This window comes from Minwuia sp. IMCC3060, assembly GCF_029909435.1.
In the GTDB taxonomy this organism is placed as follows: domain Bacteria; phylum Pseudomonadota; class Alphaproteobacteria; order Minwuiales; family Minwuiaceae; genus Minwuia.
Map to the genome: position 1 here is coordinate 2177306 of NZ_CP123782.1, position 17995 is coordinate 2195300.

Below are 17995 nucleotides of genomic sequence, written 5' to 3' on the forward strand. Positions count from 1 at the left end.
CATGCTTGCCCGTCACCCCTTCATCCGACTGGCTGCGGCGGGTGCGCTGGCGCTGACCCTTTCCGGTTGCGATACGGTCAGTGGCTGGTTCACGTCGGAAGAACCCCGGTTGCCCGGCGAACGGATCTCGATCCTGGCGCTGGAATCCAAGCTGGAGCCGGAGCAGCGTGTGCAGGATCTGGAAGTCATCCTGCCTGCCCCCTTCGTCAATGCGGAATGGCCCCAGTCCGCCGGAACATCAAACGCCGCCATGCAGCATGTCGCACTTGGTCCGTCGCTGCAGCGTGTCTGGAGCGCTGACATCGGTGCGGGCGCGGATGGTGAGGAGCAGATCGTCTCCCGCGCGCTGGTTGCGGGTGGCCGCGTCTACACGATGGACTCCGAGGCCAAGATCACCGCGTTCAATGCCCGCACCGGGGAACGCATCTGGCGTGTCGGTCTGGCACGTCGGGGCGAGGACCTGGGGGAGATCGGCGGCGGCATGGCCATTGGCGAGGGTCGCCTTGTCGTGGCAACCGCCTATGGCGATATCTACGCCATGGAGCTTGCGACAGGCCGCTACTACTGGCGCGGCAAGGTCGACGGCCCGGTACGCGGCGCACCGACCATCAGCAATGGCCGGATATTCCTGCTCGCCTCCGAGAACCGGCTGTTCGCGCTGAGCATCGAGGATGGCTCCGAGCTCTGGCAGCACCAGGGCATCATCGAGGCGGCGGAGCTGATCGGTGCCCCTGCCCCTTCGGCGCAGGGCCCGTTCGTGCTGGCGCCCTATTCGTCCGGCGAGCTCTACACGCTGCGTGCTGATACCGGGCAGGCCCTCTGGTCGGACCAGCTTGTCCGCGCCCGGCGCATCACCCCGCTCGGCTCGATCAACGACCTGGACGGTCAGCCGATCATCGACGACGGCAAGGTCTATGCGATCAGCCATGGCGGCTATCTGGCTGCCTATGATCTGCGTCAGGGCAATCGCCTTTGGGATCAGGACATGGCCGGCAGCGAGACCCCCTGGATCGCAGGTGGCTTCCTGTTCATCGTCACCAACGAGGCCGAGCTCGTGGCGCTCTCGACGCTGGATGGCGGCATCCGCTGGGTCACCCAGATGCCGAAGTTCACCGATGTGGAGGACAAGCGCGGGCGCATCACCTGGGTCGGCCCGGTTCTGGCCGGTGATCGCCTGATCGTGGCGGGCAGCAATGGCGCCGTCTGGTCCATGTCCCCCTATGACGGTTCTGCCCTCGGAAGCATCAAGTTCTCCGACAGTATTTCGGTGGCACCCGTCGTGGCGGGGGAAACGCTGTACATAGTCACGGATGGCGGCGATCTCGTCGCCTATCGATAGAACGGCCTGACTCATGAGTTTCACTGTTGCCATCATCGGCCGACCCAACGTCGGCAAGTCCACGCTGTTCAACCGTCTGGTGGGCAAGCGACTGGCGCTTGTCGATGACCTGCCGGGTGTCACCCGCGACCGCCGGGAGGGCCTGGGCCATATCGCCCGGCTGGAATTCCGGGTGATCGATACCGCCGGTCTGGAGGATGTCTTCGACAACAGTCTGGAGGCGCGCATGCGCCAGCAGACCGAGCTGGCCCTGGCGGAGGCGGATGTCGCGCTTTTTGTCATCGATGCGCGCGCCGGGGTGACCCCGGTGGACCAGCACTTCGGCGACTGGCTGCGCCGCAGCGAGGTGCCGGTCATCGTCGTCGCCAACAAGTGCGAGGGCCGCGCGGGCGAAGGCGGCATCTATGACGCCTTCGGCATGGGTCTGGGTGACCCGGTCGCCATCTCGGCCGAGCATGGCGAAGGCATGGTCGATCTGCATGACGCGCTGCTGCCCTTCGCCCCGGACGACGACGGGGAGACGGTCGAGGACGACCCTGACAACAAGCCGCTGATGCTGGCCATTGTCGGTCGCCCGAACGCGGGCAAGTCCACCCTGATCAACCGGATCATCGGCCAGGAACGGCTGCTCACGGGGCCGGAGGCCGGCATCACGCGCGATTCCATCTCCGTCGACTGGGAACATGAAGGGCGCACCATCCGTCTCTATGACACCGCCGGAATGCGCCGCCGCGCCCGGGTGAACCAGAAGCTGGAAAAGCTCGCGGTTGCCGATGGCCTGCGCGCGGTGCAGTTCGCGGAGATCGTTGTCCTGCTGATCGATGCCACACAGCCGCTGGAACGGCAGGATCTGGTGATCGCGCGGCAGACGGAGGAAGAGGGCCGCGGCCTCGTCATCGGCGTCAACAAGTGGGACCTGGTGGAAGACGGCGCCGAGACCATGACGGAGATCCGCTACAAGCTGGAAACCCAGCTTGCCCAGATCAAGGGCGTCCCGATCGTCACTTTCTCGGCCCTGAAGGGGCGCGGCGTGGACAAGCTGCTGCCGACAGTCCTGAAGGCGGAGAAGGCCTGGAACCTGCGTGTCAGCACGGCGCGTCTGAACCGCTGGATCGAGGAAATGACCCGGAAACATCCGCCGCCGCTGGTGGACGGACGCCGGTTCCGCATCCGCTACATGACCCAGGTCAAGGCGCGTCCGCCGACCTTCAGCCTGTTCACGTCCTCCGGTGGTCAGTTGCCCTCGGCCTACGAGCGCTATCTGGTCAATGGCCTGCGGGACACGTTCGGGCTGCACGGCGTGCCGATCCGGATTATGCTGCGCAAGTCGAAGAACCCCTTCGCCAGTGAGGACGAAAGACGCCGATGATCGATGCGGTGGACCTGAGCAACCGCCCGCGCCAGCGCCATCCGGGCAAGGACCGGCGGCTGAGCGTGGTGGAGACCATCCGGACCATCCGCGACAACATCATCGAGGTCTATCCGCCCTACGTCTTCGACAAGGACTGCACCTTCCGCCGCATCGGGTTCCAGCCGTTCATCCTGGTGAACCGCCCGGACTGGATCCACGAGATCCTGGTGGAGAAGCCCGACATCTACACCAAGGGTCGTCTGAACCGCCGTATCCTGGGCCCTGCCCTCGGCAACGGCCTGCTGACGTCGGAAGGCACCTTCTGGCGCAGGCAGCGCCGCATCGCCGCTCCGGCCTTCCATTACAGGCGTCTGCGGGTCCTGGCCGACATCATGGCCGAATGTACCGAGGGGCTGATCGAACGCTGGGACGCCATTGCCGACACCGGTCGCCATGTGGACATCGCGCAGGAGATGATGCGCCTGACCATGGAGATCGTGGCGCGGACCCTGTTTTCCCGCGATCTCGGAACCTCCATCGATGAACTGGGCAAGGCCGTCGCGACCCTGATCAGCAGCTTCGGTCGGACGCCGGTGATCGAGATGCTGGGCCTGCCCGAATGGTTGCCGCGCATCCGAGACCCGGAGGCAAAGCGGGCACTGGCCACCCTGGACCGCATGATCCTCGACCTGATCGAGACCCGCCGCAGCGCTGCGGAACCGGGGGAGGATCTGCTGCAGATGCTGCTGGACGCGCGCGACCCGGAAACCGGCGAGGGCATGACCGATGCGCAGTTGCGCGATGAGGTCGTCACCCTGTTCGCCGCCGGTCACGAGACGACGGCGCAGGCCCTGACCTGGGTGTTCTACCTGCTGGACCAGCACCCGGACGAGGATGCCCTGCTGCACCGGGAAGTGACACGGATGCTCGGGGAACGGCGTCCCGGATTCGATGACCTGCACCCGCTGCAACGTACCCGCATGATCTTTGACGAGACGTTGCGGCTCTATCCACCGGCCTTTTCAATCAGTCGCTTCGCGGAGAAAGCTGACAGATTGGATGGAGAAGGTGGCGACGGACTGCTGGTGCCGAGGGGGGCCTATGTGACGGTCAGCCCCTACATCACGCACCGCAATCCCCGGCTCTGGCCGGACCCGGAAATCTTCAACCCGGACCGGTTCGCCGACGAGAAGGTTCATGCCCGCCACAAGCACGCCTATTTCCCGTTCGGCGGCGGCCCGCGCATCTGCATCGGGTCCGGGTTCGCGCAGACGGAGGGACGGCTGGCGCTGGCCATGATCGCCCGGCGCTATCGCCTGCGTCTGAAGCAGGGCCACCCTGTCATGCCACAGGGCATCGTGACGTTGCGTCCGCGCTTCGGTATGAAGATGAGCATAGAACGACGATAAGTGCGCGCTGCGGCGCCGCGATCCTGGGGAGGAATGCAAGATGAGCGGTGTGTTGAGCGGTTACCGGGTGCTGGATTTCGGGCGCTATATCGCCGGACCCTATTGCGCCACCCTGCTGGCCGAGTTCGGTGCCGACGTGATCCGTATCGAGAAGGTCGCGGGATCGGAGGATCGCTACACCACCCCCGTGAACGGTGACGGCGGCGTCGGCGCCCTGTTCATGCAGGTCAACCGCAACAAGCGCGGCATGACGCTGAATCCGATGAAGCCGGAAGGTCGGGAGATCGTGGCGAAGCTGGTGGAGACCGCCGATGTGGTGGTGGCCAACCTGCCGCCGCAGGGCCTGCTGGCCATGGGTCTGGACCTGGAAAGCCTGCGCAAGATCAAGAAGGACATCATCCTGACCACCGTCTCCGCCTATGGCCACGGCGGTCCCTACAGCGACCGGGTCGGCTTCGACGGCATCGGCCAGGTCATGTCGGGCAGCACCTACATGTCGGGGTCCGAGGATCAGCCGGTGAAGTTCGCTGCCCCCTTCGTCGATTTCACCACCGCCATGATGTCCGCCATCGGCACGCTGGTGGCCCTGATGCACCGCGACAAGACCGGTGAGGGCCAGATGGTGGAGGGGGCGCTGGTGCGTTCCGCGCTCACCATCGGCAATGCGGCGCTGATCGAACAGGCCCTGACCGGCATCAACCGCAAGCCCACCCTGAACCGAGGCCAGACCGCAGGCCCGACCGACATCATCCAGACCGGCGATGGCTGGATCATCGTGCAGGTGGTGGGCCGGCCGCTGTTCGAACGCTGGGCCGACATGGTCGGTCGCCCGGAACTGAAGGATGACCCGCGCTTCACCAGCGACCTCGACCGCGGCGACAATGGCGAGATCCTCTCGGAAATCGCGCGTGAACATGCGAAGGGGCGCAAGACCGTGGATGTGCTGGCCGACTACGCCGCCGCCTCCGTTCCCGCCGGTCCGATGCATTCACCGCAGCAGGCGCTGGACGACCCGCATATCCAGGCCATGGGCTTCCTGCAGGGCGTCGAGTACCCGGATGTTCCCGCCCCTGCCCCGATCGCCTCCGCGCCGATCAACCTGAGCAGCACGCCCGGCGGTATCCGCCACCGTGCACCGATGCTGGGCGAGCATACCGATCAGATCCTGGCCGACCTGGGCTATGGCGCCGACGTGATCGCCGCCCTGCGCGAGAAACGGGTCGTCTGACCGCCTAACGCAGTTTCTCGCGGTCGGGATCGACCGTTTCATATTCGCCGTCGATGACCGGCCCGCTGCCATCGGGACCGCGGCGGGGTCCGCTGTGCGGTCCCTGCGCCGCGCTGGCGCGGACATGCACCTTCACCCGACTGGCGATGGAGACCGCGATAAGTCGCCGCAGCGGGGGCAGGAACAGCAGGAATCCGATGCTGTCAGTCACGAAACCCGGCGTCAGCAGCAGCAGTCCCGCAGCGAAGATGCACAGGCCTTCGAACATCTCGAAGAGTGGCGGCTGTCCCTCCTCCATGCGCGCGCGGATGCGCCCGACGACGCCATATCCTTGTGTACGCAGCAGGATTGTCCCCGCGACACCGGTGACGATGACGATAGCCAGCGTGGGCCAGAGGCCGATCACGTCACCGGCCTGGATGAAGACCGCGATCTCGATGATCGGCATTGCAATGAAGAGAAGCAGGAATAGCAGGGGCATGGCTTGTTCGCGCGGTGTCCGCGGCCTATGTTGGTTGCAGTGAAGCCCGCAAGCGAGGGCAATCATCAACCCCCGGCGCACGCGCCAGTGAGTGGAATATGGGTAACGGATTCCCGATTTTCGAGATTGTAATCTTCGGCATGATCGCAGCATTCCTGATTCTGCGGCTGCGGAACACGCTTGGCCGCCGCACGGGGCATGAGCAGGAGCACCCGCGGACGCGTCTCGGGGGCCTGGGCACGAAGCCGTCCGAGGCATCTGACGAGCGCGGTGACAACATCATCGATCTGCCGGCCCGCGACGGCGTAAGGCGCGACGACAGGCCGGAGGATGACATGCCACCGGCCGAGGACGCCTCACCGCTGGAGCAGGGCCTGTACGCGATCCGCAAGGCGGACCCGAACTTCGACCGCCGCACATTCGCCGACGGCGCACGCGGCGCCTACGAGATGATCGTGAATGCCTTCGCCGCCGGGGACAGGGATACGCTGAGGCCGCTGCTGGCCGAGAAGGTCTTCGGCAGCTTCTCCGCAGCCATCGATGCGCGTGAGGCCGCGAAACAGACGCAGGAAACCACGCTGGTCGGCATCAAGCAGGCGGAGATCGTCGAGGCGGAACTGACCGATAGCAAGGTCGCGGAAGTGACCGTGAAGTTCGTTTCGAGCATGATCTCGGCCACAAAGGATTCGGAAGGACGCGTCATCGCAGGTGATCCGAATGACGTGAACACGCTGACCGAGATCTGGACCTTTGCCCGCGACACGCGTTCCCGTGACCCGAACTGGGAACTGATCGCGACCCGCTCCGCGCACTGATCATGGATACATTGGCGGCGCCTTCAGCGCGTCTTCATCCTGGTGATCCCGCCCCGGATTTCACCGCGCCGTCAACTGTGAACCCGGCATTTCATTTCAATACCATCGGCGGACACCGCGCGGTGCTCGTGTTCCTGAACGGGCCGGAACGCATTCAGGCACGCAGGGTTCTGGCTGCCGCACTGCCGTCACTGCGCTCCAAGGGTGTGCATGTCTTCGGCGTGGTGCCGGGGCCTGATGCGTCGGTCGCGGCTGACCAGGATGGCACCAACCTGCCGATCACGCTGTTCCGCGATGTCGATGGTGCCATTGCCCGACGGTTCCGCATGGTGAAGCCCCGGCAGGGGGAAACGCCGCCGAGTCTGCTGAACGGTGCCTATGTCATTGACGAGAGTGTCCGCATCGTCGGCTTCCAGCCCCTCGCCCCGCTGGACTCGCTGGCGCAGCGCCTGCACGACATGCTGGACCACATTCCGCCCCGTGAACCGCCGGTCACCATCGAGCGGCAGGCACCTGTGCTGGTGGTGCCCAATGTCATCCCGCCGGAATTCTGTCGGCGGCTGATCAATTACTTCGAGAGCACGGGCGGTTCCGAGAGCGGCTTCATGCGTGAGGTCGACGGACGCACCGTCGGCATCATGGACAGCCGTTTCAAGCGTCGACAGGACTGCCTGATCGAGGATCAGGCCCTGCGTGCGGAGGTGCGTGACGCGATCAACCGTCGCCTCTGCCCGCTGATCTTCCGGGCCTTCAACTTCAACGCCACCCGTCTGGAACGCTATCTGGTCGCCTGCTACGACGAGAAATCGGGCGGTTTCTTCCGCGCCCATCGCGACAACACGACCAAGGGCACGGCGCATCGTCGCTTCGCGGTCACGATCAATCTGAATGCGGAGGAATACGACGGCGGCGACCTGCGGTTCCCGGAATATGTCGATCACCGCTATCGCGCGCCGACAGGCGGTGCGGTGGTGTTCGGCTGTGGTGTGCTGCATGAGGCCATGCCGGTCACACGCGGCACCCGCTATGCCCTGCTGCCGTTCCTGTTCGATGAGGAGGCGGAGAAACTGCGGGCGGCCAACCTCTCCTTCCTGGACAGCGACCGCATCATCAATCTGAACGATCCGGCACCGGTGCTGCCAGCCGGATGAGAATCGAAGGCACACGGCTGGCGGCGGCAGCGCTGATCCTGATCGCGGTCGCGCTGTTCGTTGGCGTGGTGCTGATGGTGCCCCAGCCACCGAAGATTCCCGACGCGAGTCATGCGTTGACCCCGGCGACGTTCGACGACCTGCCCGGCTGGAAAGCCGATGACGTTTCGGCGATCGCGCCTTCCCTGCTGCGCCAGTGCGCCCGCTGGAAATGGCGCAGGGGCGAACTGGCTGACGCCATGCGGCAGGTCTGCACCGATCTGAAAGACAATACCGGGCTGGACCGGGGCTTCATCGAGGCCCGGTTCGATGTCTGGGCGCTGCAGGCAGAGGGGCCGGGTCTGCTGACCGGTTACTTCGAGCCTACCTACGAGGGGAGACGACAGGCAGAGGCCGGTTTCCAGGTTCCGCTGCTGCCACGTCCGGACGATCTGATCGATGTGGACCTGGCATCCTTCCGTCCTGACCTGAAGGGGACCCGTATCGCCGGTCGGCTGGAGGGACAGAAGCTGGTGCCCTATGCCGACAGATCGGCAATCCGCAGCGGCGCGCTGGCCGACACGGTCGATCCGATCTTCTGGCTCGCCGACCCGGTCGACCTCTTCTTCCTGCAGATCCAGGGATCCGGCCGCATTGCCCTGCCCGGCGGTGAGATCGCCTATGTGGGCTACGCCGCACAGAACGGTCACCCCTATCGCGCCATCGGTCGTGACCTGATCGCCAGTGGTGCGATCGCGCGGGCGGACATGTCGATGCAGGCGATCCGGCAGTGGCTGGCCGCCAATCCGGTGGAGGCGGAGGCGATCATGGACCTCAACCCGTCCTACGTCTTCTTTCAGGAGCGGAAGGGTGTCACCGGTGCAATAGGCGCCGCCGGAACCCAACTGACACCGGGCCGCTCGATAGCCGTGGACCGGCGTGTCTGGACGCTCGGGTTGCCGATGTTCGTGGCCACAGAGGCGCAGGGATCCGACCCGGAGATCCATCGCCTGACGCTGGCCGAGGATACCGGCGGCGCGATCCGGGGACCGCGCCGCGCCGACCTGTTCCTTGGGCCGGGCGATGAGGCAGCCCGCCTGGCGGGCAGCATGAACCGCCCGCTGGATCTCTGGCTGCTCTATCCGAAAGGGCTGTTGCCGGAGAATGCGGTCGTGGCCGAGTGATCAGGGCGCGAAGTCGATGACCACTTCGCGACGGCTGAACCGCCAGCCAGCCTCCGTCCGACGGAAGGTGTCCCGGTAGGCACCGACCATTTCCGGCAGGGACGCCGGTCGGGTCCGCGCGTTCTCCGGATCATCGTGGCGGTAGAGGATCAGATAGACCGTCCCCGTTGCATTGTCCGCGTCCTGCACGTCGATCAGCGCGTTGGAGCAGACGTGACGGGATCGGCGATCCTGATTGTCCTGGCGCTTCTGGAAGCTGTCGCGGATCGCATCGATCCCTTCGAAGGCCCGCCTGCCCGCCGCCCACACGCCATCATCCGTGAACAGGTCCGCGATCCTGGCCGCCGTACCGTGATCGACGAGGTGACAGTATTCCACCTGAAGCCTTTCACAGGCCCGCTCGATCAGCATCCGTTGCACATCATCCATCAGGCAATCTCCCGCTTGAAGGTCACATTGCCTTCGTCGAACATCAGATATTCCTGCCGGTTCCAGAAGACCCGGCCGGTCTGGTCTCCGGCACCGGTCTCGACCATCCAGCGCGCCGTCGGATAGACATCCGCCGGATCCTGCGGTGCCTTCGGGTTCATGCCCGATCGGGTCGGACCCGGGATCAGACCATTGATCCGCACGCCGGTCCCCAGCATCTCCCGCGCCGCCGTCCGCATCAGGGTATAGAGCCCGGCCTTGGAGGCCCCATAGGCACCGAAGCCCTTGCCCCCCGCCTCACCGGCCCGCGACAGCGTGTTGATGATGTGCCCGCCGCCCTGCTGCTGCATCAGCGGCATGGCCACCTGCATGGCCAGGAAGGGACCGACGAGATTCACCCGGATCAGCCGTTCGAAGTCCGCCGGGGCATGATCGACCAGCGGCGCGCGAACGCCGATGCCGGCATTGTTGAACAGCACATCCAGTCGCCCGAAGTGGCTCACGGCGAGCCCGATCATGTTGGCAACGGCTTCCGCGTCCGAAACATCGGCGACATGGGCCAGCAGCCTGTCGCCCTTCAGCGTCGCCAGCCCGGCCTCATCCACGTCAACCGCCATCACGCTGGCGCCATCGGCCAGAAAGCCCTCCACCAGCGCCTTGCCGATGCCGCTGGCTGCGCCCGTGATCAGGATGACCTGATCCGCGACACCGGTGCTCATGCCATGGCCTCCCGCGCCCTGGGGGCGAAGTCGTCCAGCGCCTGCGTCAGCAGTTCCATGATCATGTCGATCTCTCCCTCCGTCACGTTCAGCGGCGGCGTCACCAGGAAATGGTCACCCCGCAGTCCGCCGAGCATACGCCGGGAATAGATGATCAGCCCCCGGTCGTAGCATGCCTGGGCAATGGCACTGCCGGCACCGAGTTCCGGCGCGAAGGGAATGCGCCTGTTCCTGTCCGCCATGACGTCGAAGCCGAGCATCAGCCCCTTGCCCCGCACTTCGCCGATGAAGGGGAACCGTTCCACCAGCCCCTCCAGCCGGGCCTTCAGAACCGTCCCCATGGCCGCCGCGTTGGCGATCAGGTCGTTGTCCATCAGCACGTCCAGCACAGCCAGACCGGCCGCGCAGGCCAGCGGGCCGGCTGAATAGGTGTGGCCATGGGCAAAGCCGCCCGAATCCTCCACCAGGGTCACCAGGTCACCGCGCGCCATGACGGCCCCCAGCGGCACGTAACCGGCGGCCAGCCCCTTTGCCATGGCGACAATGTCCGGGTTGGCGGGCCAGTGCTCCGCCGCGAGATACTTGCCGGTGCGCCCGGACCCGCACATGACCTCATCATAGATCAGCAGCAGGCCATGCCGGTCGCAGATGTCGCGGATGCGCTGGTAATAGACATCCGGCGGCGTCAGGGCGCCCGTGGCCGCGCCACCAACCGGTTCGACGATGAACGCCAGCACCGTCGATGGCCCCTGATTGATGATCTCCGTTTCCAGTTCGTCGGCGAAGGCCAGCGCGGCCTCATCCTCCGAGACACCCTCCGCCCGCTCGACCACGAAGGGCGCGCGGATCTTCGGCTGGTTCGGCATCATCGGCGCGAAGGGAGCGAACATGTCCGGGTCACCGGTCAGCGACAGCGCCCCGAGGGTGGAGCCGTGATAGGACGGAATGCGGGAAATGATCTTGTGCCGCGTCCCCTCCCCGCGTGCCACGGCGACCTGCCGGGCCAGCTTGATCGCACCTTCCACGGCCTCCGAGCCGCCGGAGCAGAAGAAGGCCCGCGTCAGGCCTTTCGGCGCGCCCAGCGTGGCCAGCCGGTCCGCCAGCCGCTCCGCCGGGCCATTCTTGAAATGCGAGCGAAAGGCGTAGCAGATGTCGTCCATCTGCGCCTTCAGGGCATCGATCACATACTGGTTGCCGTGGCCGACATTGGTGGTCTGCGGGCCGCAACTGGCATCAACGTAGCGACGCCCCTCGTCGTCCCAGATGAAGATGCCTTCGCCGCGTCGGGCAATGGGGCGATCCTCTGTCGGCCAGAAGAACATGGAGGACGGCTCGTTCCGCCCCTGTCGCGAATTCATCTCGTTCATTGCCAGCTCCTGCAAGTGTCGTGCGCAGAACTTACGCCCGGCCAGGGCATGGCGCCAGACGTCGGACAAGACAATTGCCAGTTCCGCCCCCCACACATAACGTGTCCCAGGCAAGGAAATACAACTACAGCATGGCAGGGACGACATGAACGAGGATGACAGGCGGGGCTGGCCCGAACCGGTGCCACCGCAGGAGCCATCGGCACCTCAGGTCGCCCCGGTTGAAGCGGACGGGGGCGGGACAGGCAACAGCCTGGAACTGAAATTCTCCGCGACCCGGACGCAGTTCCGGAAACTGGTCCTGCGCCAGATGCTGATGATGGTCGCCACCTTCGGCGTATACTGGTTCTGGGCGCGGACCAATGTGCGACGCTTCATCTGGGGGCACCTCTCCCAGGGCGGCAGCCGCCTGGAATACAGCGGCCGGGGCATGGAGCTGTTCCTGGGATTCCTGATCGTCGGCGTGGCACTGGCGCTGGCGTTCTGGATCATCCAGTTCGCGATCCTCGCGATCGCGGGCCCGCAGTTCGCGCCCTTTGCATGGCTGCTGACGCTTTATCCACTGCTGGGCATCCTGGGTGTCATCGCGATCTACCGGCGCCATCGCTACATGATCCGCCGTACAAGCTGGCGCGGTATCCATTGCAGCCTCAGCGGTTCCACTGGGGGCTATCTCGGCCGGATCATCGTGCCGCTGCTGGCGACCGTGGTCACACTCGGCCTCGCCCTTCCCTGGGTGACAATCACGATCCAGCGCTATCTGGTGAGCAACATGTCGCTGGGCAGTGAACGGTTCACCTACCACGGCTGGGTGGGCGACATCTTCGGTCGCTGGGTACTCTGCTGGCTGCTGATGCCGCTGACGGGCGGACTCGCACTGGCATGGTGGCGCGGGTTCACGACCCAGTACATGCTGCGCCAGACCCGGCTCGGCTCTCTCGGCTTCTCCTCAGATATCCGCCCGATCCGGTTCGTCAGCATCTACTTCTTCGGCGGGCTCTTCGCCGGACTGATCGTCTACGGCATTTTCTTCGTGATCTTCAGCATCATGTTCGCCGGTGGCTCCTTGCCAATGCCAGGACAGGAGGGGGCGTTCGACGTCGGACAGCTCGTGCTGTTTGCCATCCCGTACATGCTTTTCATGGTCATCATCGGTCCGATCTCCTATTCGGCGTACCTCTATTTCGTCGAATACCCGACCGTCGAGTATGTCTTCGAGACCACGACCATCGTCGGTTCGATGGATATCGAGAATATCGTCCAGGTCGCAGATGCGGACAGGGGTGCGGGCAGCGGACTGGATGCGGTACTGGGAATGGATGGTATCTGAGCAGGTTCGAAGTAGCGTGAGAGCATGAGTTTCCCGGCAATCTATCTGGACGGCGTCTCGGCGCGGGAGCAGGCGGTGGAGATCGGCATCTCCCACGCCGGACTGACCTTCCAGGTGGCGGGCATGCCCTGTTTCTGGTCAGCAGACGAACTGGAGCTGATCGACCTGACGGACGGCGGCACCCGCCTGCGGCTGCGCCACGCCAGCATGCCGAACGCCCGGCTGCTGGTCACGGAAGATGGTGCGGTGGCCAGGCTGCACGAGACCCTGCCGCAGGTGTTCGGCAATCGCCGCGGCGGCATCCGACGCGACCTGAAGCGGCTGGCCATCGGCACGGCAGGGGTCTGTGTCGGCGTGCTGGTGATCCTGACCGCATTGCCGCTGCTCGTCGGCGTGCTCGCCTCCCTGGTTCCGGTCTCCACAGAACGGGAGTTCGGTCGGGAGGCGGAGAGGAGCATCGCGCTGATCCTGCCCGAAGTCCGCCGGTCCTGCGTCAGTCCAGAGGGACTGGAGGTCTTGCAGCGCATGACGGATGACTTGCTGGCAGGGCTGGATCTTGACCCCAAACCGCACGTCCGGGTCGTTCCGGACGGGCTGGTGAATGCCTTCGCCCTGCCCGGCGGCCAGATCATCCTGTTCGAGGGGCTGATCAGGAATGCGCAGTCACCGGAGGAGATCGCCGGCGTCCTGGCGCACGAGATCGGCCACGTGGCCTACCGCCATGGTGTGGAACAGGTGATCCGCGACAGCGCCCTCGCCGCCATATTCTCCATCATTGCGCCAGGCAATGTCGGCGGTACCGGCGGACAGTTGGCAGAATTTCTCGCCAGCCAGTCCTATGGACGCGACGCCGAACGTCAGGCAGATCGTTTCGCGGTGGAGCGGCTCAATGCCCTGGACATCCGGGCTGATGGCATGATCGCCTTCTTCGACCGGACTGCCGGCGACCCCGGACGGGACGGATGGGGCGTGGGTCTGCTCTCCTATCTGCAGAGTCACCCGGGAGCTGAGGACCGCGCCGCCGACATCCGGGCCAGGGCGACGGGAACCCGACCGATCCTGGACGCACGGGAATGGACGGCGCTGCGGCGCATCTGCCGGAAGGTGGAGGAAAGCTGAGCCAAGCCTCAGCCCGCAATCTCCGCGTACCGGCCCTGGAAGTAGAGCAGTGGCGCAGCACCCTCTGCCTGGTTCAGATGCGTTACCCGACCGATGATGATGATGTGATCGCCACCATCATGCGTGGCCTCCGCGACGCACTCGAAGCTGGCAATGGCGCTGTCCAGCATCGCACAGCCATTGTTGCCGGCCTGCCATTCGAAGGGAATGTCGGCGAACTTGTCATCGGCCTTGGAGGCGAAGTGGTTTGATTCCGCCTGCTGACCAACGCCCAGAACGTTGACGGCAAACGGCTTCCCCGCGCCGAAGGCATCGGCACAGTTGGCACGCCGGTCGAGGCTGAACAGGACCAGCGGCGGCTCCAGGGAAACCGAGTTGAAGGAATTGACCGTCAGGCCAACCGGTCGACCCTTCGCATCCAGAGCAGTGATCACCGTGATCCCGGTGGCAAAGCACCCCATTGCATCACGCATCTCGCGCGGCGTTACCGTCATGGCGCTCCCCAACCCATAAGCAGATTCATCGAACAGGGACGGAGTTTACCAATTGCATCCGCGCGGAAAACCCTGCCCCGCCGGAATAATTCGCTCGGCGGCCATGCGCAACGCTGTCTTCGCTAACGTGATCTTAACCGCAATGGCGGCAATCTGCGGGCCGGTGCAAAAAAAGCGGCGGTAGATTCAATGTTCTTCATCATCGGTGTTCTGGTGGTTATTGGCTCGGTTCTGGGTGGCTACCTGCCTCACGGCAGCTTTGCCGTGCTGGTCCAGCCCCTGGAAGTCCTGATCATCTGCGGGGCGGCGTTTGGTGGTTTCATCATCTCCAACCCCAAGACCGTGATCTTCGGCGTGTTCAAGTCCATCGGGAAGATCCTGAAGGGACAGCCCTACAACAAGGCAGCCTATGTCGAACTGCTGACCATGCAGTACACGATCTACAAGCTGGCCAAGGCCAAGGGCATGCTGGCGCTGGAAGCACATATCGAGGATCCGGAGAAGAGCTCCATCTTCTCCGCCTTTCCGAACTTCATGAAGAACCATCACGCGGTCGAATTCGTGTGCGACTACCTGCGCCTGATGACCATGGGCACGGAGAATGCACACGAGATGGAGGCGCTGATGGATGAGGATATCGAGACCCATCACCATGAACAGCACGCCATCGCCTCTGCCGTGACAACAGTGGGCGACGGCCTTCCGGCCTTCGGCATCGTTGCCGCCGTGCTGGGCGTCATCGTGACCATGAGCAGCATCTCCGAACCGCCCGAGGTGCTGGGCGGCCTGATCGGCGCGGCGCTTGTGGGTACCTTCCTCGGCATCCTGCTCGCCTATGGCTTCGTCGGCCCGATGGGCAAGAACCTGGAGAACTATGCGGAGGCCGAGGGCAAGTACTACCAGTGCCTGAAGGCCGGCATGCTGGCCTATCTGAATGGCTACGCCCCGGCCGTGTCCGTCGAGTTTGCCCGCAAGACGCTCTACAGCCACGAACGCCCCAGCTTCAGCGAACTCGAGGAAGCCGTCGAGAACGCGCCGAAGATCTGATCCGAGACCCTCTCAACCTCTTCCACCTGACAGCAGCCAGGGACCATGTCCGAACATCCGCAACCGATCATCATCAAGAAAATCGTCAAGGGCGGTCACGGTCATCATGGCGGTGCCTGGAAAGTGGCCTATGCCGACTTCGTGACGGCCATGATGGCGTTCTTCCTGTTGCTCTGGCTGCTGAACGTGACCACCGACGAACAGAAGAACGGCATCGCCGACTACTTCGCCCCTGCCGCCGCATCCCAGTCCACGTCCGGTTCGGGCGGTGCGCTGGGTGGCCAGACCATGGTCCGCGAAGGGTCACGCATCTCCGACAACGGCCTGCCCACCGTCGTTGTCTCCGTCGGCGACATCGAGGACGAGAAGGACAGCCACGAGGACGGGAAGAAGTTCGACCCCTCCGGCGACGAGGTGGACGAGGAAGGCATCTCGAACAACGACGAGTCCGTGTCAGGCTCCGAGCGCGGGCGCAAGGGCACGCCGGGTGAGGACGACATTGCCGAGGCCCTGGCCCGGCGGGAGCAGGAAAACTTCAACGAGGCGATGGACGCCATCGAGGACGCCATCGAGCAGGCGCCCCCCGAGCTGAAGGAACTGGCGGAGAACCTGATGGTCGACATGACCGATGAAGGGCTGCGTATCCAGCTGGTTGACCAGGGCGGCCGGTCCATGTTCCCGAAGGGCAGTTCCTCGCTGGAAGGTCATGCCTCCGAACTGCTGCGCCTGATTTCCGGCGTCGTCACCACCCTGCCGAACAAGATCAAGATCACCGGCCACACGGACGCCACGCCCTATCGGTCCACCAACGGCTACGGCAACTGGGAACTGTCGGCTGACCGGGCGAACGCAAGTCGTCGCGCCCTGATCGCGGTCGGCGTTCCGGTGCACCGCATCGATCAGGTCACCGGCAAGGCTGACCAGGAGCCCCTGATGCCGGAAGACCCCTATGCCGACTCCAATCGCCGCATCAGCATTGTCCTGATGCGCGCCGCCAACCTGGCCCTGCCCCAGGCACCCGTCGATGCGCTGAAGAAGATGGGCCTGTCCGTTGCGGGCGAACGCGAAGGCGGCTGACACCGCACCTGCCTGCACCCGGGCATTGCGCCACAGCAGCCGCGACCTGACGTCCTGCCCCCTTGGTCATGAACCACAGGCCCGCCATATGCGTATTGTGTTCCCGTAACGGAATGGGGCGAAAGCGCGATGGCGAACGACCGGAATTCGATTGGCGGGCAGGTGATGCGGTATGCGCGCGTCGGTCGTTCCGTGGGCGGACTGGCTGCCAAGCTGGCCGGTGAGCGGTATCTGGGCATGGAGATCGATCGCAATGTCCACGCCCAGGATCTGCGGGCCGCGCTTGGCGGACTGAAGGGTCCGCTGATGAAGGTGGCGCAGATCCTGTCAACGATCCCGGAGGCTCTGCCGAAGGAATACGCGCAGGAACTCTCGCAACTGCAGGCGGATGCACCGGCGATGGGCTGGGCCTTCGTCAAGCGGCGCATGATGACCGAACTCGGCCCGGGCTGGCAGAAGCAGTTCGCCAGCTTCGAACGCGAGGCCAGCGCGGCGGCGTCCCTGGGGCAGGTCCACCGCGCCACCGGACACGATGGTGCCGACCTTGCCGTGAAACTGCAGTATCCGGACATGTCATCGGCCGTGGAGGCGGACCTGCGGCAGCTGAAACTGATCTTCTCCATCTATCGGCGCTACGACAGTTCCATCGACACCAGCAATATCCATACGGAGATCGGGGACCGCCTGCGGGAGGAACTGGACTATCGCCTGGAGGCCAGGCACATGCGCCTCTACCAGGAGATGCTGTCGGGCGAGGACGGGGTCCATGTGCCGACCGTCGTACCTGATCTGTCGACCGACCGTCTGCTGACCATGAGCTGGCTGGACGGACAGCGCCTGATGACCTTCGCCGAGGCGCCGCAGGAAGTGCGCAACGCCATTGCGCAGAACATGTTCAGGGCCTGGTACGTGCCCTTCTATTACTACGGCGTCATCCACGGTGATCCGCATCTGGGCAACTACACGGTGCGCGACGACCAGACGATCAATCTGCTGGACTATGGCTGCATCCGCACGTTCCAGCCGAAGTTCGTGCAGGGGGTCATCGACCTCTATTGCGCCCTGCGCGACGGCGATGAGGCCCTGGCGGTACATGCCTACGAAAGCTGGGGCTTCGGTGGCCTGACGAAGGAGGTGATCGAGACGCTGAACCTCTGGGCGGCCTTCGTCTATGCGCCGCTGCTGGAGGATCGCGCCCGGCGGATCCAGGAATTCGGCGACGATGGCGTCTACGGCAAGGATGTGGCGGAAAAGGTGCACCGGCAGCTGAAGGAACGCGGCGGGGTCACGCCACCGCGGGAGTTCGTCTTCATGGACCGCGCGGCCATCGGGCTGGGCGGCGTCTTCCTGCACCTGAAGTCGGAGATCAACTGGTACCGGATGTTCCATGACCTGATCGAAGGCTTCGATGTGGACAGTATGGCCAGGCGTCAGAAACAGGCATTCGGCGAGGCGCAGGTGCCCCTGCCCTGAGCC

General features: G+C 64.8%; 17 protein-coding genes. 12 read left to right on the forward strand and 5 right to left on the reverse strand.

Going from position 1 to position 17995, the window contains the following annotated elements; genetic code table 11:
* Position 1 precedes the first annotated feature (1 nt).
* The 4 genes from QGV54_RS10250 to QGV54_RS10265 are packed head-to-tail and all read left to right on the forward strand — an operon-like array spanning position 2 to position 5327.
* Entirely contained in the window at positions 2-1339 is a 1338-nt protein-coding gene (locus QGV54_RS10250; protein ID WP_281016931.1) for a PQQ-binding-like beta-propeller repeat protein, read from the forward strand.
* A 13-nt stretch (positions 1340-1352) separates the two neighbouring features.
* Positions 1353-2708, forward strand: coding sequence for a ribosome biogenesis GTPase Der (gene der, locus QGV54_RS10255; RefSeq protein ID WP_281016930.1), 1356 nt, complete (start codon positions 1353-1355; stop codon positions 2706-2708).
* Positions 2705-4099 (forward strand): cytochrome P450, encoded by a 1395-nt coding sequence (locus QGV54_RS10260; RefSeq protein WP_281016929.1) that lies wholly within the window; start codon positions 2705-2707, stop codon positions 4097-4099. Before der ends, QGV54_RS10260 begins: the two co-directional genes overlap by 4 nt.
* A 40-nt stretch (positions 4100-4139) precedes the next feature.
* Entirely contained in the window at positions 4140-5327 is a 1188-nt protein-coding gene (locus QGV54_RS10265) for a CoA transferase (protein ID WP_281016928.1), read from the forward strand.
* A 4-nt stretch (positions 5328-5331) separates the two neighbouring features.
* On the opposite strand, the gene QGV54_RS10270 is transcribed toward QGV54_RS10265, so the two are convergent.
* Complete coding sequence (locus tag QGV54_RS10270) at positions 5332-5808, reverse strand: FxsA family protein (protein ID WP_281016927.1); 477 nt, start codon at positions 5806-5808, stop codon at positions 5332-5334.
* Positions 5809-5948: 140 nt separating this feature from the next.
* On the opposite strand from QGV54_RS10270, the gene QGV54_RS10275 reads away from it, so the two are divergent.
* Genes QGV54_RS10275 through QGV54_RS10285 form a run of 3 tightly spaced genes read left to right on the forward strand, consistent with a single transcriptional unit; the run spans position 5949 to position 8937 of the window.
* Positions 5949-6623 (forward strand): Tim44/TimA family putative adaptor protein, encoded by a 675-nt coding sequence (locus tag QGV54_RS10275; RefSeq protein ID WP_348638752.1) that lies wholly within the window; start codon positions 5949-5951, stop codon positions 6621-6623.
* A 2-nt stretch (positions 6624-6625) separates the two neighbouring features.
* Complete coding sequence (locus QGV54_RS10280) at positions 6626-7774, forward strand: 2OG-Fe(II) oxygenase (RefSeq protein WP_281016925.1); 1149 nt, start codon at positions 6626-6628, stop codon at positions 7772-7774.
* Positions 7771-8937 carry an MltA domain-containing protein gene (locus tag QGV54_RS10285; protein ID WP_281016924.1) on the forward strand — a complete coding sequence of 389 codons (1167 nt, stop codon included), beginning with the start codon at positions 7771-7773 and terminating at the stop codon, positions 8935-8937. The genes QGV54_RS10280 and QGV54_RS10285 overlap by 4 nt, the downstream gene beginning before the upstream one ends.
* Here QGV54_RS10285 and QGV54_RS10290 read toward each other — a convergent pair whose 3' ends face one another.
* Genes QGV54_RS10290 through QGV54_RS10300 form a run of 3 tightly spaced genes read right to left on the reverse strand, consistent with a single transcriptional unit; the run spans position 8938 to position 11452 of the window.
* Positions 8938-9366: a nuclear transport factor 2 family protein gene (locus tag QGV54_RS10290; protein WP_281016923.1), complete on the reverse strand. Its 429-nt coding sequence runs from the start codon at positions 9364-9366 to the stop codon at positions 8938-8940.
* Complete coding sequence (locus QGV54_RS10295) at positions 9366-10085, reverse strand: SDR family oxidoreductase (protein WP_281016921.1); 720 nt, start codon at positions 10083-10085, stop codon at positions 9366-9368. The genes QGV54_RS10290 and QGV54_RS10295 overlap by 1 nt, the downstream gene beginning before the upstream one ends.
* A complete protein-coding gene (locus QGV54_RS10300; RefSeq protein WP_281016920.1) occupies positions 10082-11452 on the reverse strand; it encodes an aspartate aminotransferase family protein in 1371 nt (456 codons plus the stop codon). Before QGV54_RS10300 ends, QGV54_RS10295 begins: the two co-directional genes overlap by 4 nt.
* A gap of 145 nt (positions 11453-11597) precedes the next feature.
* Between QGV54_RS10300 and QGV54_RS10305 the strand changes: the two genes are divergently transcribed.
* Entirely contained in the window at positions 11598-12782 is a 1185-nt protein-coding gene (locus tag QGV54_RS10305; RefSeq protein ID WP_281016919.1) for a DUF898 family protein, read from the forward strand.
* Positions 12783-12806: 24 nt separating this feature from the next.
* Entirely contained in the window at positions 12807-13901 is a 1095-nt protein-coding gene (locus tag QGV54_RS10310; RefSeq protein WP_281016918.1) for a M48 family metallopeptidase, read from the forward strand.
* Between the two features lie 8 nt (positions 13902-13909).
* Here the strand turns inward: QGV54_RS10310 and QGV54_RS10315 are convergent, their stop codons facing one another.
* Positions 13910-14395, reverse strand: coding sequence for a flavin reductase family protein (locus tag QGV54_RS10315; RefSeq protein WP_281016917.1), 486 nt, complete (start codon positions 14393-14395; stop codon positions 13910-13912).
* Positions 14396-14584: 189 nt separating this feature from the next.
* Here QGV54_RS10315 and motA point away from each other — a divergent pair, with 189 nt between their 5' ends.
* The 3 genes from motA (at position 14585) to QGV54_RS10330 (ending at position 17992) form a co-directional block, all read left to right on the forward strand.
* Positions 14585-15442, forward strand: a complete 858-nt coding sequence (motA, locus tag QGV54_RS10320) for a flagellar motor stator protein MotA (protein WP_281016916.1) — start codon at positions 14585-14587, stop codon at positions 15440-15442.
* A gap of 45 nt (positions 15443-15487) precedes the next feature.
* Positions 15488-16519, forward strand: coding sequence for a flagellar motor protein MotB (locus tag QGV54_RS10325; RefSeq protein WP_281016915.1), 1032 nt, complete (start codon positions 15488-15490; stop codon positions 16517-16519).
* 129 nt (positions 16520-16648) lie between these two features.
* Positions 16649-17992, forward strand: a complete 1344-nt coding sequence (locus tag QGV54_RS10330) for an AarF/ABC1/UbiB kinase family protein (protein ID WP_281016914.1) — start codon at positions 16649-16651, stop codon at positions 17990-17992.
* Positions 17993-17995: the final 3 nt, after the last annotated feature.